This is a genomic window from Brachybacterium fresconis (assembly GCF_017876515.1).
Lineage (GTDB): Bacteria > Actinomycetota > Actinomycetes > Actinomycetales > Dermabacteraceae > Brachybacterium > Brachybacterium fresconis.
In genome coordinates, this window is record NZ_JAGIOC010000001.1 from 1,058,582 (window position 1) to 1,082,315 (window position 23,734).

The following is a 23,734-nucleotide window of genomic DNA, read 5'->3' on the forward strand; positions in this document are numbered from 1 at the left end:
CGCGTTCTTGCCGGTCCGCTCCGTTAGGCTGGAGACATCCGTACCACTCGACCGTGAGAAGGCTGGCGATCTCAGAGTGTCACAGCAGACACAGGGCTCCGGGACCTCGGAGTTCGGCCCCAACCAATGGCTCGTGGACGCACTCCGCGAGCAGTGGCAGGAGGATCCCTCCAGCGTCGACCCCAGCTGGGCGGAGTACTTCTCCTCCCACGCCGGGGTGACGACCGAGTCTCCCGCTGCCCAGGAGCGCACCCAGGGCACCTCCCCCGCTGCGACGGAGCAGGCGGAGGAACCCCCGCAGAAGACCCCTCCTCAGTCCTCCGGCGCCCGGAGCAGATCGGCCGCCCCGGCCGCCGCCGCGGAACCCTCCCCGCAGGACGCGGGCCCCGCCCGGAAGAAGGCCGCGGGCCCCTCCTCGAAGGACGCCGCCGCCCCCGCGGCGTCCGCTCCTCAGGCCGCCTCCGCCGCGGCTCCCTCTCAGCCCACGAAGGAACCCGCTCCCGTGAACGACGAGTCCGCGAAGGCCGAATCGACCAAGCCCTCCGTATCGACCACTTCGGACCGACCGGCCAAGATCCCCACGATCACCTCGCAGATCCCGGCGGTCGAGCTCAGCGAGCCGGAGCCCGTCAAGCTCCGCGGCCCGGCGGCGGCCGTGGTGCGGAACATGGACGAGTCGCTGCACGTGCCCACCGCCACGTCGGTGCGCGATGTGCCCGTGAAGCTGTTGTTCGACAACCGCGTCGTCATCAACAACCACCTCAAGCGCAATCGCGCCGGCAAGGTGTCCTTCACCCACCTGATCGGCTGGGCGATGATCGAGGCGATCGGTGAGGTCACCGATATGAACAACGGCTTCGACGTCGACGAGAAGGGCAAGCCGCTCCTGCTGAAGCGGGAGGACATCAACTTCGGTCTCGCCATCGACATGCCGCGGCCCGACGGCTCGCGCGGTCTCGTGGTGCCCAGCATCAAGGGCGCCCAGCGCTTCGACTTCCTCGGCTTCTGGCGCGCCTACGAGGAGGTCGTCAAGAAGGCCCGCAACGGCAAGCTGACGATGGACGACTTCTCCGGCACCACCGTGTCGCTGACCAACCCCGGCGGCATCGGCACCGTCCATTCCATCCCGCGCCTGATGCAGGGACAGGGAACCATCGTCGGCGTCGGCGCGATGGACTATCCCGCGCAGTTCCAGGGCGCCAGCCCGGCGACGCTCGCGGACCTGGCCGTCTCGAAGGTCATGACGCTGACCTCGACCTACGACCACCGGATCATCCAGGGCGCCGCCTCCGGCGAGTTCCTCAAGGCGATCGGCGACAAGCTCCTGGGCAAGGACGGCTTCTACGACCGCGTCTTCGCCGCGCTGCGGCTTCCGTACCAGCCGATCCGCTGGGTGCCGGACAACCCCTTCAAGGATTCGAAGTCCGAGCGCCTCGCCCGCGTGATGGACCTCATCCACTCCTACCGCGTGCGCGGGCACCTGATGGCGGACACCGATCCGCTGCAGTACCGGGTGCGCACCCATCCCGACCTCGATGTCGAGACCTACGGTCTGACGCTGTGGGACCTCGACCGGATCTTCCCCACCCGGGGTCTGGGCGGCAAGGACGAGATGACGCTGCGCGACATCCTCGGGGTGCTGCGCGACGCCTACTGCCGCACCATCGGTGTGGAGTACATGCACATCTCCGATCCCGAGGAGCGCTCCTGGCTCCAGGAGCAGATGGAGACCCCGCGTCGGCCCTTCGACAAGGCCGAGCACACCCACATCATGGACCGCCTCAACGCCGCCGAGGCGTTCGAGACCTTCCTGCAGACCAAGTTCGTGGGCCAGAAGCGCTTCTCCCTCGAGGGCGGCGAGTCCGTCATCCCGATGCTCGACACGGTGCTCCACGGCGCCGCGCACGACGGCGTCGACGAGGTCTGCATCGGCATGTCCCACCGCGGGCGGCTGAACGTGCTCTCGAACCTGGCGGGCAAGAGCTACGCCCAGATCTTCCAGGAGTTCGAGGGCAACTACGGGTCCAACCTGGGCTCGGGCGACGTGAAGTACCACCTGGGCACCGAGGGGCACTACTCCTCCCACGACGGGGAGTCCACCAAGGTCTATCTCGCCGCGAACCCCTCGCACCTGGAGGCGGTCAACCCGGTCCTCGAGGGCATCGCCCGCGCCAAGCAGGACCGCCTCGAGCGGCCCGAGGAGTTCCCGGTGCTGCCGGTGCTCGTCCACGGAGATGCGGCGTTCGCGGGCCAGGGCGTGGTCACCGAGACGCTGAACCTCTCGGAGCTGCGCGGCTACCGCACCGGCGGCACTGTCCACGTGGTCATCAACAACCAGATCGGCTTCACCACGCTGCCGGACTCCTCGCGCTCGTCGTTCTACTCGACCGACGTCGCCAAGTCGACCCAGCTGCCGATCTTCCACGTCAACGGGGACGACCCCGAGGCCTGCGTGCGGGTGGCCGAGATCGCCTTCCGCTACCGCCAGAAGTTCCACCGCGACGTGGTCATCGACATGCAGTGCTACCGCCGCCGCGGCCACAACGAGGGCGACGATCCGTGGATGACGCAGCCGCAGATGTATCGGCTGATCGAGAACCTGCCCAGCACCCGCAAGCAGTACATGGAGACGCTCATCGAGCGCGGCGACCTCACCGAGGACGAGACCGAGGCGCTGGTGCGCAACTTCCAGGAGCACCTGGACGAAGCCTTCGCGGCCACGCGGACGGATGCCTCCGACGCGGACCCCGACTCCAGCGTGCAGGGCCTCGAACTGCCGAGCTCGCAGCGCCCGCCGGCGAGCCGCCGCGCCGGGACGGACACCGCCGTCCAGGCCGGGACGCTCGAGCACATCGGTGAGGCGCACGGCGCCGTCCCGAACTCCTTCACCGTCCACCCCAAGCTCGCCGGCGTCCTCAAGCGTCGCCAGCAGATGTCGACCGAGGGCAAGATCGACTGGGCCTACGGCGAGCTGCTGGCCTTCGGGACGCTGCTGATGGAGGGACGCCGCGTGCGTCTGTCCGGCCAGGACACGCGGCGCGGCACCTTCGTGCAGCGCCACAGCGTCCTGATCGACCACGAGAACGGCGACACCTGGACCCCGCTGTCCTACCTGTCCGAGGACCAGGCGCGGTTCAACGTCTACGACTCCTCCCTCTCGGAGTTCGCGGCGCTGGGCTTCGAGTACGGCTACTCCGTGGAGAACCCCGAGTCGCTGGTGCTGTGGGAGGCGCAGTTCGGCGACTTCGTCAACGGCGCGCAGACCATCATCGACGAGTTCATCTCCGCCTCCGAGCAGAAGTGGGGCCAGAACTCCTCGGTGGTGCTCCTGCTCCCCCACGGCTATGAGGGCCAGGGGCCGGACCACTCCTCCGCCCGCATCGAACGCTTCCTGCAGCTGTGCGCGGAGGAGAACATGCGGGTGGCGGTGCCGTCGACCCCGGCCAGCTATTTCCATCTGCTGCGCAAGCAGGCGCTGACCGAGCCGAAGAAGCCGCTGATCGTCTTCACCCCGAAGTCGATGCTGCGCAACAAGGCCGCGGTCAGCCCGGTCGAGGCCTTCACCGAGGGCACCTTCGAGCCGGTCATCACGGATACCACCGTGGACCCCGCGAAGGTCACGAGCGTGGTGCTGGCCTCCGGCAAGGTCTACTGGGACCTGGTGGCCCGGCGCGAGAAGCTCGAGGCCGAGCACGTGGCCATTCTGCGCCTGGAGCAGCTGTACCCGCTGCCCACGGCCGAGCTCACGGCCGCGCTGGAGTCCTACCCGGACGCCGGCCTCACCTGGGTCCAGGAGGAGCCTCAGAACCAGGGAGCCTGGAGCTTCATGGCCATGAACTTCGCGGTCGAGGTCGGGCGCACGCTGAAGGTCGTGGCCCGTCCGGCCTCGGCCTCCCCGGCGACCGGTTCGAACGCCGCCCACAAGGCCGAGCAGGAGGACCTGCTCACCCGCGCCTTCGAGTCCTGATCGGCCCCGGAGGGCCGCGGGTTCGCCCCGGCCCTCCCCCGCCGATACAGTTGACATCCCCCGTCCCCGCCCAGGAGGTCCCGGTGCAGCCTGTGTCCACTTCGTCCGCCTCGGATCCGGCACCTCGGATCCGCATCATCGCGCTCGGCGACGAGCTCCTCGCCGGGATCGGTGATGCTCGGGCGCTGGGATGGCTCGGACGAGCCGTGGCCAGTGAGCAGGGGGCGGCCAGCCGGGTCGACCTCTTCCCCTCGGCGCTGCCCGGGGAGACGTCCGCCTCGCTCTCCCAGCGCTGGGACGCGGAGGTGGAGCGCCGCATGGATCGCAGCGCCCAGGCCGACGGCAGCGTCGACCATCGCGTGGTGCTGGCCATGGGCCGGGCCGACGTCGCCGCCGGGAACTCCCTGGCCCGCTCCCGCCTCAACCTCGCCAAGGTCCTCGACGGTCTCGAGCGGCTGCGCATCCCGGCCTTCGTCGTCGGTCCCCCGCCGAGCCGGGACCCGGGTATCACCCAGGGTGTCCGGGAGCTGTCCGGGGCGTTCGAGGACGTCTGCTCGCGCCGGAGGATCCCGTATGTCGACACCGTCGGCGGACTGATCGGTCATGAGCAGTGGGAATCGGACCTGAGCCGCTCCCCCGGCGATCACCCGGGCCAGACCGGCTACGGCCTGATGGCCTGGTTGGTGCTGCACGGCGGCTTCGGCAGCTGGCTGGGCACCTCGTCCTGAACGGACTCGTGGGCCCGCCGCGCGGTCGGAGTGACCTCCGCCTCAGCGGGTCCCGGGACGGTCGGGCGGCGGGACCGTGAGCTCCGCCTGTGGCACAATCGTCAGGTCATCCGGGCGAAGGAAGGAGATCGTGATGAGCAAGCGAGGACGCAAGCGCAAGGCGCGTCGCAAGAACAACGCGAATCACGGTAAGCGCCCCGGCGCGTGACCGTGACGTCGCAGTCAGCGACATGAGTGAGGGCCCCTTCCCGCGTGGAAGGGGCCCTCACTCATGTCCGGGAGCCCGTGTTCCCGGGGGTCGGGACGGCGACTCGCCGAGACCTCAGGTGCCCGGGATCTCCCGCCGCGCGCTGCGGGAGGAGATGCGCACGCTGGTGGATCCGTCGGCGTCGGTGGTGCGGGTGACGGAGACGCTGCGGTACTGCACCGCGATGCGCTCGCGGAGGCCCGACGGGGCCTGGTCGGCGCAGCTGCGGCGCACGAGCTCCTTGATGCGGCGCACCCGTTCCCACTCCTCGGCGCACTCCGGGCAGTCCGCGGTATGGCGCTGCATCCGCTCCACGGTCTCCTGCGGCAGCTCGCCGTCGAGCGCCTCCTCGAGGCCGTAGCGCGGGTCGCGCTCGGGGATCTGTTCCTGGGTCATCGTTCCTCCTCCCGGTCCGTCGATCGGGTCTCGTGCGGGGCGCTGTCGGCGGTCGCTGCGGGGTCCGCACGCAGGAAGCCGCTGCGGTAGGCGTAGTCGGAGAGCTTCTCGCGCAGCTGGCGCCGCCCGCGGTGCAGACGGGACATCACGGTGCCGATGGGGGTGTCCATGATCTCCGCGATCTCCTTGTACGCGAAGCCCTCCACGTCGGCGAGGTACACCGCCATCCGGTAGTCCTCGCGCAGCTCGCCCAGCGCGTCCTTGACCGCGGAGTCCGGCAGATGGTCCAGCGCCTCGGTCTCCGCCGAGCGCAGGCCGCTGCTGGTGTGCGAGCCGACCTCCGCCAGCTGCCAGTCCTCGACCGTGTCGGTCCAGGCCTCCTTCGGCCGACGCTGCTTCTTGCGGTACGTGGTGATGAATGCATTGGTCATGATCCGATACAGCCAGGCGCGCATGTTCGTGCCGGGCGTGAAGCGGTCCCGGGCCCGGAAGGCCTTCATGAAGGTCTCCTGGACCAGGTCCTCCGCATCATGCGGATTGCGGGTCATGCGGAGCGCGCCGCCGTAGAGGGAGTCCAGGTGGGACAGGGCCTCGGTCTCGAAGTCGAAGTCCTCGGCACCGGGGCTGCCTTGGTCCGGGAGGCCCGCGTCGGGGCTCGGGGCGGAATCTGTCTGCGTCATCGCGCTCCAACCTACGCCAGGCACGCTGCCGACGGGGCGCGCGAGCGTCGCTGTGGTCATCCGTCCTCCGTCCGTGCTCGTCGAATCGATCAGTCGGTCCGTCCCTGCCGAAGGCCTCGTCCGTGACGATGCACCGCGGGCCGACCGGAACGGATCCGTCTTGTGCAACGACCACGGCGGCCCCGTTGTTCCCTGCGCGGTAGTCTGGGCGCCGGTGATCTGCCGCAGAGGGCAGCACCGCAGACTCGCACCCGTTCAGAACGTGAGGACACCATGGCCCTGGTCCGACGCATCGCCCGACCCCTGCTCGCCGCCCCCTTCGTCGTCGAAGGCGTGCGCACCGCACTGCGCCCCGAGCGCGAGATCGACGTCTACCCCCAGGCGTTCGACGCGGCCGACTCCACCCTCGCGAAGTCATCCGCCCCCGGCTTCCTCGACGCGCGCACCATCATCCGCGCCACGGGCGCCGTCGCCGCCGGTGCCGGCGTGCTGTACGCCACGGGTCGCTGCCCCCGCGCCGCCGCGGTCGCGCTGCTGGCCACCACGTCCGTCGGCTGGGCGGGCCGCAAGAAGGTCTGGGAGCTGCGCGGCGAGGAGCGCACCCAGGAGATCGTCGCCATCCTCACCGACGCCGGCCTGCTCGGCGGGATGCTGCTGGCCGTGGTCGACCACGACGGCAAGCCCTCGCTCGGCTATCAGGTCAACCAGTTCGTCGAGCGCAGCCAGAAGAAGGCCGCCGCCAAGCAGCGGGAGCTGGAGAAGAAGGCCGACAAGCTCGAGAAGAAGACCAAGGGCGCCGTCGGCAGCGCGCAGAAGCAGATCGCCGCGAAGGCAGGTTGACGCCTGGTGGTCTCCGAGGTGCTGTGGACCGCGCCGGTCGCCGACAAGCCCGTCGACGCACTGGTGCGGGTCCCGGGATCGAAGTCCCTGACCGCTCGATGGATGCTCCTGGCCGCCGCCGCGGACGAATCCTCCGAGCTGCGCGGGGCCCTGATCTCCCGCGACACCCGGCTGATGCGGGACGCGCTCGAGCGTCTCGGCGCCTCCCTGCAGGTGCACGAGGATTCGCTGCGGGTCACGCCGCTGCCACCTCCGACGGAGCACCCGTCGGACCCGATCGAGATCCACACAGGCCTGGCCGGCACCGTGATGCGCTTCGTGCCGATGCTCGCTGCCCTGCACCACGGTGAGGTGCGCTTCACCGGGGACGAAGCCGCCCTCGCCCGCCCCATGGGGCCGGTCATCGAGGTGCTGCGCAGCCAGGGCGTGGTAGTCACCGAGCACGGGGAGGCGGGACGTCTCCCGCTGACCGTGCACGGGACCGGGCAGCTCCGCGGCGGACGGGTCGAGGTCGATGCCTCTGCCTCCAGCCAGTTCGTCTCCAACGCGCTGCTGGTGGCCGCCCGCGGCGACGCCGACCTCGAGCTGGTGCACACCGGCACCGTCCTGCCCTCGCTGCCGCACATCGACATGACGCTGGCGACGCTGCGGCAGGTGGGCATCGAGGGCACGCATCACGTCGACGCCGGCGGCCACCACAGCTGGACCGTACCCCGCGGACCGATCTCCGCGACGCACATGGTGATCGAACCGGATCTGTCCAATGCCGGTCCCTTCCTGGCCGCCGCGATGGCCACCGGTGGCACCATCGCCGTGGACGACTGGCCCGAGGAGACCACCCAGCCCGGGGACGCCTACCGGGAGCTGCTGGCCCGCATGGGCGGGGAGGTCTGGCGCGAGGAGGGCTCGCTGTGCGTGCGCGGGACCGGCGCGCTGCACGGCATCGACGCCGACCTCTCGGCGGTCGGCGAGCTGACTCCCACGATCGCGGCACTCGCGGCGCTGGCCGATTCACCCTCCCGCCTGCGCGGGGTGGGACACCTTCGCGGTCATGAGACCGACCGTCTGAAGGCTCTGGCCACGGAGCTGACCAAGATCGGTGCCCGCACCCTGGAGCACGAGGACGGTCTGGAGATCCACCCCGGTCCGCTGCACGGCGGGGTCTTCGAGACCTATGAGGACCACCGTCTGGCCACGGCTGCGGCCGTGATCGGGCTGCGGGTGCCGGATCTGCGCGTGGTCAACATCGCCACCACGCAGAAGACCCTGCCGGACTTCGTGGGGATGTGGCTGTCGATGCTGCACACCGAACCGCCGGAGGGCGGCCAGGCGTGAGACGGTCCGCCCGCGACTACGACGAGTCCGACGTCCGCGTGCGGCCGAATCGTCGCGGGTCCCGGCCGCGGACGAAGGACCGCCCCCGGCACGACGACGCGATCACCGCACGGGTGGTCTCGGTCGACCGCGGCCGCTGGCACACCGTGGTGGCCCCCGGGACGGACGAGGAGCGCACCGTCATCGCGATGCGCGCGCGGGAGCTCGGGCGCTCGCCCGTCGTCCCCGGCGATCTGGTGGGCCTGGTGGGCGACACCTCCGGGCGCGACGGCTCGCTCGCGCGCATCGTGCGGATCCGCGAACGCAGCTCGTTCCTGCGCCGCAGCGCCGATGACGACGACGCCACCGAACGGCCGCTGGTCGCCAACGTCGACCTGATGGTGATGGTCACGGCGGTCGCGGACCCGGAACCGCGCGGCGGCATGATCGACCGTTGCCTGGTGGCGGCCTACGTGGCCGGCGTCGATACCCTGCTCGTGCTGACCAAGGCCGATCTCCGCTCCCCCGAGCAGTTCCTGCGCGCCTATGCCCCGCTGGGTCTTCAGCACATGGTCACCGCGGTCGACCACGACGGTGGCATCGCCGGGCTCGAGGAGCTGCGGCGGCGCCTGGCAGGACATGTCAGCGTGCTGGTGGGCCATTCCGGCGTCGGCAAGTCCACGCTGCTGAACGCACTGGTGCCGGGCACCGATCGCGCCACCGGGGTGGTCAACGACGTCACCGGCCGGGGGCGGCACACCTCCTCCTCGGCCCTGGCGATGCAGCTGCCGGACGGGGATGGCGAGAACGGCTGGGTCATCGACACCCCCGGGGTGAGGTCGTTCGGACTGGGGCACGTCGACCCCGAGGAGCTGCTGGAGGCCTTCACCGATCTCGCCACACTGGCCGAGTCCTGCCCGCGGGGCTGCACCCATCTCGAGACCGCCCCGGACTGCGCGCTGGACGCGCTGGTGGAGGCCGGGGAGGCCGGCAGCGCGGGCCCCGTGCGCCTGGCGTCCTACCGTCGACTCGCCGTGACGCTGCGGCGGAACGATCCCTGGGAGCCGTGAGCGAGGCCCGCGTCGCTGCCCGTCCGCGTCCCCGGATCACTCTAGGGTGGGCCCATGTCCAGTCGCTATGCCGATGATCTGCGCTTGGCCCATGTGCTTGCCGATGCCGTGGACCAGCTGACCATGTCCCGCTTCAAGGCGCAGGACCTCGAGGTCTCCACCAAACCCGACCTGACCGAGGTCACCGACGCCGACACCGCCGCTGAGCAGCTCGTGCGCACGCAGCTGGCCCGGTCCCGGTCGCGGGACCAGGTGATCGGCGAGGAGTTCGGGTCCACGGGCGCATCCCCGCGGCAGTGGGTGATCGACCCGATCGACGGCACCAGCAACTTCGTCCGCGGCGTGCCGGTGTGGGGCACCCTCATCGGACTGATCGAGGACGGCCGCCCCGTCGTCGGCCTGGTCTCCGCCCCCGCGCTCTCGCGGCGCTGGTGGGGCGGCGAGGGCGTCGGCTCCTGGACCGGCTCCCGCATCAACAGCGCCTCCCGTCTCTCGGTCTCCCAGGTCCAGGAGCTGGATCAGGCCTCGCTGTCCTACTCCTCGCTGCACGGCTGGGCGGATCACGACCGCCTCCCCCAGATGCTGAACCTCATGCAGCGCTTCTGGCGCACCCGTGCCTACGGCGACTTCTGGTCCTACATGCTGGTGGCCGAGGGCGCCGTGGACGCGGCCTGCGAGCCCGAGCTGGCGCTGCACGACATGGTCGCTCTCGTCCCCATCGTCACCGAGGCCGGGGGCCGCTTCACCTCCCTGGACGGCGAGGAGGGCCCCTTCGGTGGCAGCGCGGTGGCCACCAACGGTCCCCTGCACGAGGAGATCCTCGAGGCGCTGGCCCCGCGGGAGTCCTGAGCGGGACCGCCGAGCGGGAGGGCTGAGCGCGAGGACCGGTCCGCGGGGCCGGGCCCGGCCCCGCGGACCCTGGATCAGGGCGTGCCACCAGGTCGGTAGACTCGAGGCATCGCAACCCCGAACCGTGAAGGGAATCCCCTCCTCATGACCGTCAAGCGCGTCGCCCTGCTGACCGCGGGTGGCTATGCCCCCTGCCTGTCCTCCGCCGTCGGCGGACTCATCGAGCGGTACACCGAGCTGGTGCCCGATGTCGAGATCATCGCGTACAAGCACGGCTACTGGGGCCTGCTCTCGGGCGAGAAGATCGTCGTCGACGACGAGGTGCGCGCCAAGGCCGGGGTGCTGCACGACTACGGCGGCTCCCCCATCGGCAACTCCCGCGTGAAGCTGACCAACACCGCGGACCTGGTCGAGCGCGGCCTGATCGCCGAGGGTCAGAACGCGCTCGAGGTCGCCGCGGAGAAGCTCATCGCCGACGGCGTCGACGTCCTGCACACCATCGGCGGGGACGACACCAACACCACTGCGGCGGACCTGGCGAAGTATGTCCACGAGAACGACTACGACCTGCAGGTCGTCGGCCTGCCGAAGACGATCGACAACGACATCGTGCCGATCCGCCAGTCCCTCGGGGCGCAGAGCGCCGCGGAGCAGACCAGCATCTTCGCGCAGAACATCATCGCCGAGCACGGCTCGAACCCGCGCATGCTGATCATCCACGAGATCATGGGCCGCGCCTGCGGCTACCTCACCGCGCAGGCGGCCGAGTACTACCAGCAGTGGCACGACCAGCAGGAATGGCTGCCCGGGATCGGCCACACCCCGGAGGGCTGGGACGTCCACGCCGTGTTCCTGCCGGAGCTGGCCCTGGACATCGACGCCGAGGCCGAGCGGCTGAAGAAGGTCATGGACGAGGTGGGCTGCGTGAACATCTTCCTGTCCGAGGGCGCCGGCATCCCGGAGATCGTCGCCGAGATGCAGGCCCGCGGCGAGGAGCCCGAGAAGGACCCCTTCGGCCACGTCAAGATCGACACGATCAACCCCGGCAAGTGGTTCGCCGACCAGTTCTCCGCCAAGCTCGGTGCCGAGAAGTCCATGGTCCAGAAGTCCGGCTACTTCTCGCGCTCGGCGAAGGCCAACGCCCAGGATCTGCGTCTGATCAAGTCGATGACCGACCTCGCCGTGCAGGTCGCCCTCGAGGGCGGCTCGGGCGTCATCGGCCACGACGAGGGCAACGGCGACGTGCTGCGTGCCATCGAGTTCGAGCGGATCGCCGGCCACAAGGCCTTCGACATCTCCCAGCCCTGGTTCCACGAGGTCATGGAGCGCACCGGCCAGAAGATCGTGCCCGCCCCGGCCCACTGATCGACCGCCGCCCGCCCCGCGACCCGCCGCGCCGATGACCACCGAGCGTCAGCCCCGGGTACGGACCTGGCGCCGTTCGCTGCGCGCGCTCGCCCCCTCCGGGCGGGCGCGCGCAGCATCTGTCGGGGCAGAAGCGCCTGTCGGGGCGGAAGCGCCCCTCGGGGCGGCGAAGGACGCGCCCGTCCGCGTGCTGTCCTCCCCCGGACCTGCGGCCACCGGATGGCGGCTCGACACCGGGCCGCTGACCCCGCCTCGCCCGCTGCGGCCTCGGCAGGGCCGGGTCGGGGACTGCTGGGTGATCGCCCCGATGCTCGCGATCCACGAGACCGACCCCCGGCGACTGCCGAGCCTGCTGAGCGCCGAGGACGACGGCACGGTCACGGTGCGCCTGCCCGCCGTGGACGCTGCGATCCGGGTGGATCGGCAGATGCCGGTGGTCGCCTCCGGCGCCTTCGTCGCGGCCCGCCGGGACGGCGCGAACCCCGGGTGGGTCGGCGTGCTCGAGAAGGCGGTGGCCGCCCATGTCGCCGGCGGCTACACCGTTCTGCAGCGCGGCGTGGCCCGCTTCGGGCTCGAGCTGCTGCTGGGGCTGCGCGTGCGTACGCTGCTGCGCCTCCCCTCCGCCGCGCAGATCCTCGCCTGGCGTCAGGAGGGCCGAGCGATCACGGCCTCCACGCATCCGCTGAGCAGCCTGCTGCCCACCGCGCACGGCCCGCTGCCGCGATCCCATGTGTACGCGGTGGTCGGGGCCGACGTCGTCAGCGGTCACGTGCAGCTGCGCGACCCCACCCGCCCGGGGCGGGTTCTGGCGGTCGATGCGCGCACGTTCGGCCGCGGGTTCCTGTCCGTCGACGTCACGCCGCCGCTGCGCTGATCCCCCGGTCGGTCCGGTCTCCGCCGCGGCCGTGCTCAGCGATCGGTCCGCGCTCCGCGTCTCCGGCTGCTCAGCGAGCGGCCGGGTCCACTCCGGTGAACGTCGCCAGCCACGCATCGGCGATCAGTCGGTGCCCGGCGATGGTCGGATGCACGCCGTCCTCGGCGATCGACGGCGGCGTGTGGCCCACGGTCCAGGCGCGCTGGAGCACCGCCTCGAGATCGACCACCGGGTGCTGGAACTCCCGGGCGAGGTCCCGGATGATCCGGACCTTCTCGTCGAGGTCCTCGTGGATGCGGGCGATCTCCTCGCTGACGTCGACCGCGAACGGGAGCACCATGAGCACAGGGGCGGCCGGCCGGGTGGCGGAGAGCTGATCGAGCAGGAAGCGGTAGCCCTCCTCGAACTCCTGCGGGCTCACCCGCTGCTCCTCGCCCTGGGTGAAGCGGTGCCAGGAGCCGTTGACCCCGACGTAGATCGTGACCACCTGGGGGTCGTGCTCGAGGCAGTCCGGGGTGAAGCGGGCGACGAGATCGGCGATCTTGTTCCCGCTGATCCCCCGGTTGATCACGCGGGCGGTGGGCTCGTGAGCGGCGAAGTGCTCGGCCAGCAGACGCACGTAGCCGTAGCCCAGGCCGTCGGGATCCTCGGTGCGCGAGCAGTCGGTGATGGAGTCGCCGATGAACAGCAGCGTCCGAGGCGCGGGAAGCGAGGTCGCCGTCATGCGGCAATCCTGCCAGAGGACAAGGGCCGGACATGACGAAGGCCCGGACAGATCCCTGTCCGGGCCTTCTCTTCGTAGCGGGGGCAGGATTTGAACCTACGACCTCCGGGTTATGAGCCCGGCGAGCTACCGAACTGCTCCACCCCGCGGCGACATGAACTACTTTACGGCCCTGCCCCTCCCTCGTCCAACCGGCGGGGCCCGAACGTGCGCCATGCCACGTTCAAGCCCTGTTCACCTGCGGTAGCGTGCCTGGAACGACGGCACGCCCGACCCTCCGCGGTCGGTGACCGGGACGATCGGGCGTGCGCGAGCGGGTTGGGCCGGACTCAGCAGCCGGCGGGGATCAGCCCTCTCCGCCGTCGGACGGCGCCGGTGTGCCGGTCCCCCCGAGCTCCTGGTTCGCGGCCACGGCGCGGTCCAGGGCATCGGCGAGACGATCCTGGGCCTCGCCGTAGGCGGCCCAGTCCCCGGCCTCCATGGCTTCCTGGGAGTCTGCCACTGCGGCATCCATGTCTGCGATCGCAGTATCGAGCCGTTCCTGGGCGGTGCCGGAGTCGCCGGCCGGCGCCTCCTCCTCGGTCGACTCGTCGCCTGCGGACGCGTCCTCCTCGCCCTCGGGCGTCTCGACCGATCCCTCACCGGTCTCCGCATCGACCGCGCCGGAAGCGCCGTCGGGATCGGAGACCGATGCGTCACCGGCGGTCGCCCCGGAATCACCGCCGAAGACCAGGTCGAGGGCCTCGTCGAGCGTCGGCGCGAAGCCGATCTTGTCGCCGAAGGAGACCAGCACCATCTGCAGCAGCGGGTACTGCGTACCGCCGCCGGAGGCGGAGGACTGCAGGTACACCGGCTGGACGTAGAGCAGACCGCCGCCGACGGGCAGCGTGAGCAGGTTGCCGTTGATGACCTCGGAGTTGCCCGACTGCAACAGGTTCAGCGCCTGGGAGACGTTCGGCTCCGAGTTGAAGGTCGCCTGCACCTGGCCGGGTCCGTTGACCGGATTGGTCGGCGGCAGCACCAGCAGCTTCATGTCGCCGTAGCTGTCGGCCGGGTTGCCGGCGGTGTCCCCGGTCTCGGAGTCGACGGCCAGGTAGCCGGTCAGCACGTTCTGCCCCTGGGCCGGGATGTAGCTCGAGGAGAGCGTGAAGCGCGGAGTGTCCGTGCCCGGCATCTGCATCGTGAGGTACATCGGCGGCTGCGCGGCCTGCTCGCCGGTGGAGCCGTCGGCGTTGGTCGGCGCCGGCTGCGTCGGATCCGGCGGGACCTGCCAGAAGTCCTGGGCACCGAAGAAGTCGTCCGCCTGCTTGACGTGGTACGTGCCCAGCAGCTCGCGCTGGACCTTGAAGTAGTCCGCGGGATAGCGCAGATGGCTCATCAGCTCACCGCTGATGTCGTCGGCGGACTCCAGAGCCCCCGGGAACACCTCCTCCCAGGCCTTCAGGATCGGGTCCTCGGTATCCCAGGAGTACAGCGTCACGGAGCCGTCGGAGGCGTTGACGGTGGCCTTGACGCCGTTGCGCATGTAGTTCGCGGACCGGTCCCGGTTCTCCGCGCCGTTCGCGGGATCGGTCTGCGAATCGTTGATCGCGGTGTCGAGGTCGACTGTCCGCGAGTAGGGATACTGATCGGTCGAGGTGTACCCGTCGACCACCCACACCAGTTCGTCGTCGACGACCGCCGGGTACATCTGGGAGTCCAGCGACAGGAAGGGCGCGACCTCCTTCACCCGGTCCTGCGGGGCGCGGTCGTAGAGGATCTGCGACTCCTCGTTGAGGTAGTCGGAGATCAGGATGTTCGGATCGCGGAACTTGATCGAGTACAGCAGCTGGTTGAGGAAGCCGCCGACCGACGGTCCGCCGTCACCCTGGAAGGTGTTGTTGACCTGCTCGCCCGCGTTCTCGCCGTCGGTGCCGGACTGGTAGTCGAACTCCTCGGGTTCGTGACCCTCGGGGGCGCCGACGATCGAGTAGTCCGGGGAATGGCGACCGAAGTACACCCGCTCCTGGTAGTCGCCGAAGGCCCCCTCGCCGGGGACGCCGGACTGCAGGAAGCTGGGTTCGCCGTCCGCATTGCGGCGATTGCCGTAGGCGGCGGCGGTGCCGTACCCATGGGTGTAGATGATGTGCTGGTCGACCCAGGAGCGGGAGGCCAGGTCGAACTTGTCCGGGCGCAGCTCACGGACGCCGATGACGGTGTCCTGCAGCTCCCCGTCGATCTCGTAGCGATCGACGCTGAGCACGTCCTCGAAGCCCCAGTAGCGACGGTTCGCCTCGCGCTGCTCGAAGGTGGGCGAGATGATGTTGGGGTCCATCAGGCGGATCTGCGCGGTGGTCGAGGCATCCTCGCGCAGCGCCCCGGGCTCGGCGTCGGTGGTCGCCGTGTAGGAGACCTCCTCGACGTCATCGATGTCGAAGGCGGCGCGGGTCGCGTCGATGTTGCGCTGGATGTACGGCTGCTCGAGGGTGCGCTCGTTGGGCTGGACCTGGAACTGCTGGATCGCCCACGGGTAGAGGTTGCCGACCGCCAGGGTCGACAGGATCATCAGACCGGCGCCGATGGCGGGGATGCGCCAGTCGGAGCGGAAGATCCACAGCACGAACAGGGCGGCCACGACGATCGCGGAGATCGCGAGGATCGTCTGGGCCGGGAGGATCGCGTGGACGTCCGTGTAGGAGGCGCCGTGGAAGCGGTCGTGCTGGTTGACCAGCATGTCGTAGCGCTGGAACCAGTGCCCGGCTCCCAGCAGCAGCACGTAGATCGCGGCCAGCACGCCGAGGTGGCGGCGGGCGGAGCGGGTGACCTCGAGCCCGCTCTCCTGGCCCCAGGCGACGCCCCCGTAGATGAAGTGGCCGATGAGGGCGCCGACGATCGCCACCAGCAGCACGAACTGGCCGAAGGAGACGATCAGGTCGATCACGGGCAGGGTGAACACGTAGAACCCGACGTCGTTGCCGAAGACCGGGTCGGTCTCCCCGAAGCTCTGCGGGTGCATGAACAGCTGCACGTCCTGCCAGCTGCGGGACGCCGCCAGGCCGCCGAAGGCACCGATGATCAGCGGAGCCGCGATGGTCAGGCCGCGGCGCAGCGGGTCCACCGCCGAGCGGAACTGCTCCAGAGCTTCCTGCTCACGGGTCACCGGGGGGTAGACGGGACGCTTGACATAGGCGATGCGCAGGCTGAAGAACAGTGGGATCGCGAAGAGGAGGAAGCCGAGGAAGAACAGGACCGCCTGCGTGATCCAGCGGACGACGAGCACGTCGCTGAAATCGAGCTGGTCCATCCACAGGTACTTCGTCCACACCTCGGAGGCCACGACCAGCAGGATGACCAGTGCCGCGACGACGATCGCGGCAATGGCCAGCGGAGAGATCCTCCGGGGTGTCGAAGAGCTGGAGTCAGGGGCCGGTCGCGGGCGCGGCCGGGGTGTGTCGCCGAAGGGGGCGGAGAAACTCACGGATAACCTCGGGTGCCTCGGTGTCGGAGACGCGGCGGTCCCTGCGGCCTCGCAGGGGTCGCACCGCTCTCCGGGTACAGTGTGGTGCCGCCGTGCCCAGCACGGCGACCCCTCCATTCTGTCAGGTCAACCTGTAAGGGACCTCTCGATCCGATGACGACTCCCGATACGGACCCGCTCGACGCCCCGACCGCCGCTCTCGCCGCCGCCGTGCTCGAGGTGGCGCGGCACCTCGAGGGTGAGGCGCTCGACGCTCCTCGACTGTTCGCCCTGGCCCGCAGCGCCGAGCTGATGGCCACCTCGCCGTCGCTGGCGGCCCTGCTGGGCACCGACGGCTCCGGGGACCGGGACGTCGATGATCTGCATCTGACGCCGATCGATCTCGACGACGGGTCCGATGCCGACGGTTCGGTCGGCGGGGATGACCCGCTGGATGCGCTGCAGCGCGTGCAGTGGCCGGATCTGGCCGCCGGCGGGGCGATCGCCTGCGATCTGGCCCCGACCTCGTGGAGCGTGCGCGCCGAGGACGGCAGCTCGGAGCCGGCCGACGGCTCGGCACTGCCGGAGGGGCGAGCGCTGCGGGTCGTCGTCGCCGCCCTCGCCGACGGCACCACCTGGTCGGCAGTGCACCGCGGCACCGAGCACGGGTACGTCCTCGGCGCCGCGCTGCTGCCCGACATCTCCGCGGCCCTGCTGGAGACGCTGCAGTCCGCGGACTGACCGGTCAGAACGCCGGCGCCAGCTCGTCGTCCTCACTCTGCTCGTCCGTCAGCGGCGAGACGGAGTCCTCCTCCTCGTCCGGGGAGAGGATCTCTCCGGACTGCGGGTCGTGCTCGGGGACGTCCTCGGCCTTCAGGGGGCGCGCGAAGGACGCGGCCCCGAAGGTGAGGTCGTGGCCGAGCGCCTCGGCCTGCAGAGTCAGCGAGTGGCGTGACGTGCCGTCGTCGGCCACCCATTCGGAGAGCCCGAGCCGGCCCGTGACCACCAGCGGGTTCCCCTTCTTCACCGAGGTCAGCAGGTTGCGGGCCAGGGCCCTCCGGGTGAAGACCGTGATGAATTCGGTCTTGCGATCGGCGAAGCCGCTGGTGGAGGAGTCGTAGTAGCGCGAGGTGACGGCGACCCGCACGCTCGCGGAGGTGGTGCCGTCATCATGCTGTCGCGGCGTGGGGTCCGCAGTGGCGTTGCCCATCAAGGTCGTGTGGATGTCCCGCATGGCGGTGTCCTTCCTGGGGTGCCGGGGTGTCCGGCCTCGGCGCCGTGCCGAGGAATCCCACCGTCCTCGCACGTCTCCCCCGGAAGCCAGGGCAGGGCCGCGATTGTGGACGAGGGGGCCGTGGGGAGGATGGTCCACCGGTGGTCCGGGCCGGTCCCCGGACGCGACGAACGGCCGGCCCCGTTCGGGGACCGGCCGTTCGGACGTTCGCAGCCGGCACGAGCCGGCCACGCAGCACGCGGGCCTCAGGCGGTGGGGGCCACCAGCGAGGCGCCGACCTTCCGGGCGTTCTCGAACCGCTTCTGGACGTCGGCCCAGTTCACGATGTTCCAGATCGCCTTGACGTAATCCGCCTTCACGTTCTGGTAATCCAGGTAGAAGGCGTGCTCCCACATGTCCAGCTGGAACAGCGGGATCGTCGCCACCGGCACACCGTTCTGCTGATCGTAGAACTGCTCGATCACCAGGTTCCCGCCGATCGGCTCATAGGCCAGGATCGCCCAGCCCGATCCCTGGATCCCCAGCGCCGCCGCCGTGAAGTGGGCGCGGAAGGCATCGAAGGACCCGAAGAACTCATCGATCGCGGCCGCCAGCTCACCGGTGGGCTTGTCCCCACCTTCCGGGGAGAGGTTCTTCCAGAAGATCGAGTGGTTCGTGTGCCCCCCGAGGTTGAACGCCAGATCCTTCGAGAACTGGTTGATCGCCCCGAAATCCTCGGACTCCCTAGCCGCCGCCAGCTTCTCCAGCGCCGTGTTCGCACCCTTGACGTAGGTCGCATGGTGCTTGTCGTGATGCAGCTCCATGATCTTCCCCGAGATCGAAGGAGCCAGCGCCCCGTAGTCGTAATCGAGATCCGGAAGCGTGTAATCCGCCATGGCAGTCCCTTTCGATAGACGGTCGGTCGTGCTCGCGCGCTCCGTCGGCGAAGCGCAGCGTCTCCATCCTTCCACCTTTCGCTGCTCCTGGCAGGGGGTGCATCGTCCCTGTCGCGGGACGGCCGCGTCCCGGGCGGGGGTCATCCTGCGCGATCCGCCCCGCGCGTGCCCTGCGCGCGGGATGATGGTCGGGTGAGCACATCTCCCGCTCCTGCGCTGCCGACGAGCCTGCACCCGGCGACCCGGGACTGGTTCTCGCGCGAGCTGGGCCTGCCGACGCCGGTCCAGCTGGGGGCGTGGGAGGCGATCTCCGACGGCGAGGACGCCCTGGTGATCGCGCCGACGGGCTCGGGCAAGACCCTCGCGGCATTCCTGCGGGCGCTGGATGATCTGATGTTCGCCCCTGAGACCACGGGCATCTCCGACTCCCCCGTCGCCGCGAGCTCCTCCGCGGCCGCCGATGCCCGGGACGATGCGCGGCCGGAGCAGCGCCCCGGCGAGCGCACGCGGGTCCTGTACATATCCCCCATGAAGGCTCTCGGGGTCGACGTCGAGCGGAACCTGCGTCGGCCACTGGCAGGGATCCCCGATCGCGCCGCGGCGCGCGGCGACGAGGCGGCGCCGGTGCGGGTGGGCGTGCGCTCCGGGGACACCACGCCGGCGGAGCGCCGCCGGCTGATCTCCCATCCCCCGGACATCCTGATCACCACCCCCGAGTCCCTGTTCCTGATGCTCACCTCGGCCGCACGGGAGACCCTCGTCGACGTCGAGACGGTGATCGTCGACGAGGTCCACGCCATCGCGGGCGGCAAGCGGGGCGTGCACCTGGCGCTGTCGCTGGCCCGGCTGGATGCGCTGATCACCGGGGCGGGACGGACCCCGACGCGGCGCCGTCCGCAGCGGCTGGGGCTGTCGGCGACGGTGGAACCTCCCGAGGAGGTCGCGCGGTTCCTCTCCCCCACCGGCGACCCGGCCCGGGTGGTCGCCCCGGCCGGTACGAAGCAGTGGGACCTCGGGGTGACGGTGCCGGTGCCGGACATGGACGACGTCGTCCCCCCGTCGGACGCGATCGACGACGAGGACGTGGAGGGCACGCTGTGGCCGCACGTCGAGCGGGCCGTGCTCGCCGAGGTCGAGGCGCACCGCTCGACCATCGTCTTCTCGAACTCTCGACGGCAGGCGGAACGCCTCACGGACCGGCTGAACGCGCTGCACCGGCGGCGCAGCCCCGCACCCGCCCCGGCCCCCGAGGAGGTCGGCGAGGACACCGCGGTCGTCGCGGACACGGACGAGGACTCCGCCGTCGAGACCGAGAGCTCCGCCGTCGAGGCCGGGGCCGCGGAGATCGCCCGGGTCCACCACGGCTCGATGTCCAAGGAGGCGCGGCGCCGGACGGAGGACCTGCTCAAGGCCGGGGTGCTGCGCTGCGTGGTCGCGACCTCGACCCTCGAGCTGGGGATCGACATGGGAGCGGTCGACGCCGTCGTGCAGGTCTCCTCCCCTTTCGACGTCGCCTCGCTGCTGCAGCGGGTGGGCCGGGCCGGGCACGGGGTCGGGGATGTCTCCCGCGGTCGGCTGCATCCGCTGCATCCGCTGGACGTCGTCCACAGCGCGCTGCTGGTGCGCGAGGCGCTGGCGGGCCGGCTGGAGCCGCTCGAGGTGCCGCGCAATGCCCTGGACGTGCTGGCCCAGCACACCCTCTCGGCCGCCGCGCTCGAGGAGCTCGAGGTCGAGGGGTGGCTGGAGGTGGTGCGCTCGGCGGCGCCCTATGCCGAGCTGCCGCGCAGCGCGTTCGACGCCGTGGTCGACATGCTCAGCGGCCGCTACCCTTCCACGGCGTTCTCCGAGCTGCGCCCGCGGCTGGTCCATGACCGCGCCCGCGGGGTGCTCAGCGCGCGGCCCGGCGTGCAGCGCCTGGTCGTCACCAATGCCGGCACCATCCCGGACCGCGGACTGTTCCCGGTGTTCCTGGCCGCCGGGGCGGAGCAGGCCCGGCGAGTCGGCGAGCTCGATGAAGAGATGGTCTACGAGTCCCGGCGCGGGGACGTGATCACGCTGGGCACCTCCAGCTGGCGGATCGAGGAGATCACCCATGAACGGGTGACGGTCTCCCCCGCGCCCGGGTTCTCCGGGCGGATCCCCTTCTGGCACGGTGACGGGGCGATGCGCCCGGCGACGCTGGGGCGGGCCATCGGCGCCTATCTCGACCAGATCGCCGGCCAGGACGCTCCCGAGCGCGAGCGGGATCTGGTCGAGCTCGGCCTGGACGAGGACGCCCGTGCGCAGGTGCACCTGCTGCTGGAGCGGCAGCTGCAGTCCGCCGGGGTGGTGCCCGGCGGATCCCGCCTGGTGCTCGAGCGCTTCGTCGACGACCTCGGGGACTGGCGCATCGTGGTGCACTGCCCGCTGGGTCGGCGGGTGACGGCCCCGTGGGCGCTGGCGATCAGCGACCGGCTGCAGGAGGCGGGCACCACGCAGGTCCAGGTCGTCGCCTCGGACGACGGGATCGTGCTGCGTCTGCCGCAGGGCTCCGCGGCGCCGACGGCTCAGCTGGTGCTGTTCTCCTCCGAGGTCATCGAGCAGACCGTCCAGCATCTGGTGGGCTCCTCCGCCCTGTTCGCGGCGCGCTTCCGGGAGTGCTCGGCCCGTGCCCTGCTGCTGCCTCGACGGGTGCCCACCTCGCGGGCGCCGCTGTGGCAGCAGCGCCAACGGTCCGCGACCCTGCTCGATGCCGCCCGGGATCACGCGGACTTCCCCATGATGCTCGAGGCGGCCCGGGAGTGCCTGCTGGACGAGTACGACCTGCCGGCCCTGACCCGCCTGCTGTCCGAGCTGGAGACCGGGCGCGTCGAGGTCGTCGAGGTCGACGTCGACCAGCCCAGCCCCATCGCCCGCGCGGTCATGTTCGGCTACGAGGGCCAGTTCATCTACGACGCCGACGCGCCACTGGCCGAACGGCGCACCGCGGCGCTGACCCTCGATCAGTCGGTGCTCGCCGAGCTGCTGGGAACCGTCTCGCTGCGCGAGCTGCTGATGCCGGCGGCGATCGCTCAGGTGAGCGCGGATGCGCAGCTGCTGAGCCCCGAGCGCGCGATCCGCGACGGCGAGGATCTCGCGGACGCGCTGCGCCGTCTGGGCCCGTTGACTTCCGCCCAGGTGCTGGCCCGCTTCGGCCCGGCCGACGGGGCGGTGGACCCCGACGCCGCTCGGAGGGCCATCGCCCGGCTCACGGACTCCGGGCGCGTGCTGCCGCTGCGCTGGCACGAGGAGGACCATCTCGCGCTGGTCGAGGAGGTGGGGCTGTGGCGCGACGCCGCCGGCGACCAGGTGCTGCCGCACGGGGCGGAGGCGTCGCTCGATCCGGCGGTCCTGGGGCAGGTCCCGGATGCTGCGGAGCAGGTGGTGGCCCGCTGGGCCCGCTGCCGCGGCCCCTTCACCGTCGAGGACATGATCGAGGATCTGCCGCTGCCCCCGGCGACGGCGCGCGCGGCCCTCGCGGAGCTCTCGGCCCGCCGGGTGCTGGCCAAGGGTGCCTTCCTGCCGGGTCGGGAGAGCGAGGAATGGGTCGATGCCGGGATCCTGCGGCGCATCCGCCGGGTCTCGCTCGCCGCCGCCCGACAGGACATCGCGCCGGTGACCCCGGAGGCGTTCACCGCCTTCACCCTGGACTGGCACGGGATCGGCGGGGTGACCGATGGATCTGGATCAGCCGACGGACCTGGGGCGCGCGACGGGCGCGAAGCAGCTGACGGACGTGGCGCGGCCGACGAGCGCGCCGCCGCGCCGCACGGGATCGCCGGCGCCGAGGACCCCGACGAGGCGGCCGAGGCGCTGGCCGACGTCGTCGATCAGCTCACCGGGGTCGAGGCGCCGCTGGATGTGTGGCGCGAGGATCTGCTGCCGGTGCGCCTGGGCCCGTCGGCCCCGCGTCTGCTCGAGGACGCGCTGGGCCGCGGCGAGGTGCTCGTGACCGCCCGCGGCAGCGGGTCCACGGAACCGATGGTCCGCCTGCACCTGGCCGATGCTCTGGCCCTCGGGCTCGACCGCGAACAGCTCGAGGGCACCCGTTCGGCGCTCGCTGCGGACTCGCTGGCCCACGAGGTGCTCGAGGCGCTCGAGGACGCGGTGGGGCCGGTGCGCTTGCAGGACCTGGCCGCCGCCGTGCGACGACGCCGCGAGGAGGAGTCGCTCTCGCTCGCCCAGGTCGCCGACGCCCTCCAGCAGCTCGCCCTGGCCGGACTCGCCGGCCCCGATTCCCTCGCCGCGCTGCCGGGACGCTCCCCCTCGACGCGTTCCACCCCCGCTCCGCGCCGGCGCGGAGGCTCGGCGTCCCGCCGCGGTCGCCGCGGCGCGGCCCGCCTGTCGGCCTCTCTGCTGCGGGCGGAGACCGAGGACTCGGCGCTGGCGTCGCTGACCGGTCCGGCGGCGCTCGGGCGGTGGAGCGCGGTGCGGGTGCCCACGGTGGATCCGTCGGCCCGTCGCGCGGCGCGGGTCGCCCTGCTGGTGGACCGCCACGGTCTGCTCACCCGCGGGGCAGTGGCGAGCGAGGGCGTGCCCGGCGGCTGGTCCTCGGTGTTCCGGGAGCTCGCCGATCTCGAGGACTCCGGCGCGGTCCGCCGCGGCTATTTCGTCGAGGGTCTCGGGGCCGCCCAGTTCGCCCAGACCGCCGCCGTCGACCGCCTGCGGACCGCGCCGGGACAGGACCGGGCCGTCGTGCTCTCCGTGATCGATCCGGCCTCACCCTTCGGGACCGTCCTGCCGTGGCCGGAGACGGACAGCGGCAGCCGGCCGCAGCGCCGAGCAGGTGCCCACGTCGTCGTCACCGGGGGCAGGGCGGCCGCCTACCTCGAGTCGGGCGGGAAATCCTTGCTGTGGTGGTCGCCGACGGAGGTCGACGTCGAGGACGAGGTCGCCTCCGCTCTGGCCTCGGCCGCAGCGGCAGGGCGGCTCGGTCGCGTCTCCCTCGAACGGATCGACGGCCTCGCGCTGACCACTGCCGAGGCGAAGCAGCCCCCGTCGATGCGACGGGCCGTCCAGGCGCTGCAGCGGGCCGGGTTCACCCGTTCCCCGCGGAGCCTGCGCTTCCACGGACGCTGAGGGCCCGGCGGCGGTGCGGCCCGCCACAGATCCTCGGT

The 23,734-nt window shown here is 71.2% G+C and carries 17 protein-coding genes and 1 tRNA gene; 11 read left to right on the forward strand and 7 right to left on the reverse strand.

Annotated elements, in window-relative coordinates:
* The first annotated feature begins 76 nt into the window (after positions 1–76).
* The 3 genes from JOF44_RS04865 (at position 77) to JOF44_RS21240 (ending at position 4,903) form a co-directional block, all read left to right on the forward strand.
* Positions 77–3,967: a multifunctional oxoglutarate decarboxylase/oxoglutarate dehydrogenase thiamine pyrophosphate-binding subunit/dihydrolipoyllysine-residue succinyltransferase subunit gene (locus tag JOF44_RS04865; RefSeq protein WP_209888002.1), complete on the forward strand. Its 3,891-nt coding sequence runs from the start codon at positions 77–79 to the stop codon at positions 3,965–3,967.
* Positions 3,968–4,050: 83 nt separating this feature from the next.
* Positions 4,051–4,695, forward strand: a complete 645-nt coding sequence (locus JOF44_RS04870) for a GDSL-type esterase/lipase family protein (RefSeq protein ID WP_377785271.1) — start codon at positions 4,051–4,053, stop codon at positions 4,693–4,695.
* Between the two features lie 133 nt (positions 4,696–4,828).
* On the forward strand, positions 4,829–4,903 hold the full coding sequence (locus tag JOF44_RS21240) for a 50S ribosomal protein bL37 (protein WP_377785275.1): 75 nt from the start codon (positions 4,829–4,831) through the stop codon (positions 4,901–4,903).
* Between the two features lie 114 nt (positions 4,904–5,017).
* On the opposite strand, the gene rsrA is transcribed toward JOF44_RS21240, so the two are convergent.
* Positions 5,018–5,338, reverse strand: a complete 321-nt coding sequence (gene rsrA, locus JOF44_RS04875; RefSeq protein ID WP_209888007.1) for a mycothiol system anti-sigma-R factor — start codon at positions 5,336–5,338, stop codon at positions 5,018–5,020.
* Positions 5,335–6,018, reverse strand: coding sequence for a sigma-70 family RNA polymerase sigma factor (locus JOF44_RS04880; RefSeq protein WP_209888010.1), 684 nt, complete (start codon positions 6,016–6,018; stop codon positions 5,335–5,337). Before JOF44_RS04880 ends, rsrA begins: the two co-directional genes overlap by 4 nt.
* Positions 6,019–6,291: 273 nt before the next feature.
* On the opposite strand from JOF44_RS04880, the gene JOF44_RS04885 reads away from it, so the two are divergent.
* The 6 genes from JOF44_RS04885 to JOF44_RS04910 all read left to right on the forward strand — a co-directional run bounded on the left by JOF44_RS04885 (position 6,292) and on the right by JOF44_RS04910 (position 12,330).
* Positions 6,292–6,858 (forward strand): DoxX family membrane protein, encoded by a 567-nt coding sequence (locus JOF44_RS04885; RefSeq protein ID WP_209888013.1) that lies wholly within the window; start codon positions 6,292–6,294, stop codon positions 6,856–6,858.
* 6 nt (positions 6,859–6,864) lie between these two features.
* Positions 6,865–8,193 carry a 3-phosphoshikimate 1-carboxyvinyltransferase gene (gene aroA / locus JOF44_RS04890; protein WP_209888016.1) on the forward strand — a complete coding sequence of 443 codons (1,329 nt, stop codon included), beginning with the start codon at positions 6,865–6,867 and terminating at the stop codon, positions 8,191–8,193.
* Complete coding sequence (gene rsgA / locus JOF44_RS04895; RefSeq protein WP_209888019.1) at positions 8,190–9,242, forward strand: ribosome small subunit-dependent GTPase A; 1,053 nt, start codon at positions 8,190–8,192, stop codon at positions 9,240–9,242. Before aroA ends, rsgA begins: the two co-directional genes overlap by 4 nt.
* Before the next feature lie 54 nt (positions 9,243–9,296).
* Positions 9,297–10,091 carry an inositol monophosphatase family protein gene (locus tag JOF44_RS04900; protein WP_209888022.1) on the forward strand — a complete coding sequence of 265 codons (795 nt, stop codon included), beginning with the start codon at positions 9,297–9,299 and terminating at the stop codon, positions 10,089–10,091.
* A gap of 144 nt (positions 10,092–10,235) precedes the next feature.
* Positions 10,236–11,456: a pyrophosphate--fructose-6-phosphate 1-phosphotransferase gene (locus JOF44_RS04905; RefSeq protein WP_209888025.1), complete on the forward strand. Its 1,221-nt coding sequence runs from the start codon at positions 10,236–10,238 to the stop codon at positions 11,454–11,456.
* 187 nt (positions 11,457–11,643) lie between these two features.
* Positions 11,644–12,330: a C2 family cysteine protease gene (locus JOF44_RS04910; protein WP_342591668.1), complete on the forward strand. Its 687-nt coding sequence runs from the start codon at positions 11,644–11,646 to the stop codon at positions 12,328–12,330.
* A 70-nt stretch (positions 12,331–12,400) separates the two neighbouring features.
* Here the strand turns inward: JOF44_RS04910 and JOF44_RS04915 are convergent, their stop codons facing one another.
* The 3 genes from JOF44_RS04915 to JOF44_RS04925 all read right to left on the reverse strand — a co-directional run bounded on the left by JOF44_RS04915 (position 12,401) and on the right by JOF44_RS04925 (position 16,511).
* A complete protein-coding gene (locus tag JOF44_RS04915; RefSeq protein ID WP_209888031.1) occupies positions 12,401–13,054 on the reverse strand; it encodes an SGNH/GDSL hydrolase family protein in 654 nt (217 codons plus the stop codon).
* Between the two features lie 75 nt (positions 13,055–13,129).
* Positions 13,130–13,203, reverse strand: a tRNA-Met gene (locus JOF44_RS04920).
* Between the two features lie 197 nt (positions 13,204–13,400).
* Positions 13,401–16,511 carry a UPF0182 family membrane protein gene (locus JOF44_RS04925; RefSeq protein ID WP_209888034.1) on the reverse strand — a complete coding sequence of 1,037 codons (3,111 nt, stop codon included), beginning with the start codon at positions 16,509–16,511 and terminating at the stop codon, positions 13,401–13,403.
* 153 nt (positions 16,512–16,664) lie between these two features.
* Between JOF44_RS04925 and JOF44_RS04930 the strand changes: the two genes are divergently transcribed.
* Entirely contained in the window at positions 16,665–17,231 is a 567-nt protein-coding gene (locus tag JOF44_RS04930; protein ID WP_209888037.1) for a PPA1309 family protein, read from the forward strand.
* A 4-nt stretch (positions 17,232–17,235) separates the two neighbouring features.
* Here the strand turns inward: JOF44_RS04930 and JOF44_RS04935 are convergent, their stop codons facing one another.
* Both JOF44_RS04935 and JOF44_RS04940 read right to left on the reverse strand, forming a co-directional pair.
* Positions 17,236–17,724 carry a single-stranded DNA-binding protein gene (locus JOF44_RS04935; protein ID WP_209888040.1) on the reverse strand — a complete coding sequence of 163 codons (489 nt, stop codon included), beginning with the start codon at positions 17,722–17,724 and terminating at the stop codon, positions 17,236–17,238.
* A 245-nt stretch (positions 17,725–17,969) separates the two neighbouring features.
* Positions 17,970–18,599, reverse strand: a complete 630-nt coding sequence (locus JOF44_RS04940; protein ID WP_209888043.1) for a superoxide dismutase — start codon at positions 18,597–18,599, stop codon at positions 17,970–17,972.
* 192 nt (positions 18,600–18,791) lie between these two features.
* Between JOF44_RS04940 and JOF44_RS04945 the strand changes: the two genes are divergently transcribed.
* Positions 18,792–23,696: an Lhr family helicase gene (locus JOF44_RS04945; protein ID WP_209888045.1), complete on the forward strand. Its 4,905-nt coding sequence runs from the start codon at positions 18,792–18,794 to the stop codon at positions 23,694–23,696.
* Positions 23,697–23,734: the final 38 nt, after the last annotated feature.

Excerpts from the sequence above, each read along its gene's own strand:
- rsrA (WP_209888007.1), bottom strand. The coding sequence starts at position 5,338 with ATGACCCAGGAACAGATCCCCGAGCGCGACCCGCGCTACGGCCTCGAG.
- JOF44_RS04880 (WP_209888010.1), bottom strand. The coding sequence starts at position 6,018 with ATGACGCAGACAGATTCCGCCCCGAGCCCCGACGCGGGCCTCCCGGAC.
- JOF44_RS04885 (WP_209888013.1), top strand. The coding sequence starts at position 6,292 with ATGGCCCTGGTCCGACGCATCGCCCGACCCCTGCTCGCCGCCCCCTTC.
- JOF44_RS04900 (WP_209888022.1), top strand. The coding sequence starts at position 9,297 with ATGTCCAGTCGCTATGCCGATGATCTGCGCTTGGCCCATGTGCTTGCC.
- JOF44_RS04905 (WP_209888025.1), top strand. The coding sequence starts at position 10,236 with ATGACCGTCAAGCGCGTCGCCCTGCTGACCGCGGGTGGCTATGCCCCC.
- JOF44_RS04915 (WP_209888031.1), bottom strand. The coding sequence starts at position 13,054 with ATGACGGCGACCTCGCTTCCCGCGCCTCGGACGCTGCTGTTCATCGGC.
- JOF44_RS04930 (WP_209888037.1), top strand. The coding sequence starts at position 16,665 with ATGACGACTCCCGATACGGACCCGCTCGACGCCCCGACCGCCGCTCTC.
- JOF44_RS04935 (WP_209888040.1), bottom strand. The coding sequence starts at position 17,724 with ATGCGGGACATCCACACGACCTTGATGGGCAACGCCACTGCGGACCCC.
- JOF44_RS04940 (WP_209888043.1), bottom strand. The coding sequence starts at position 18,599 with ATGGCGGATTACACGCTTCCGGATCTCGATTACGACTACGGGGCGCTG.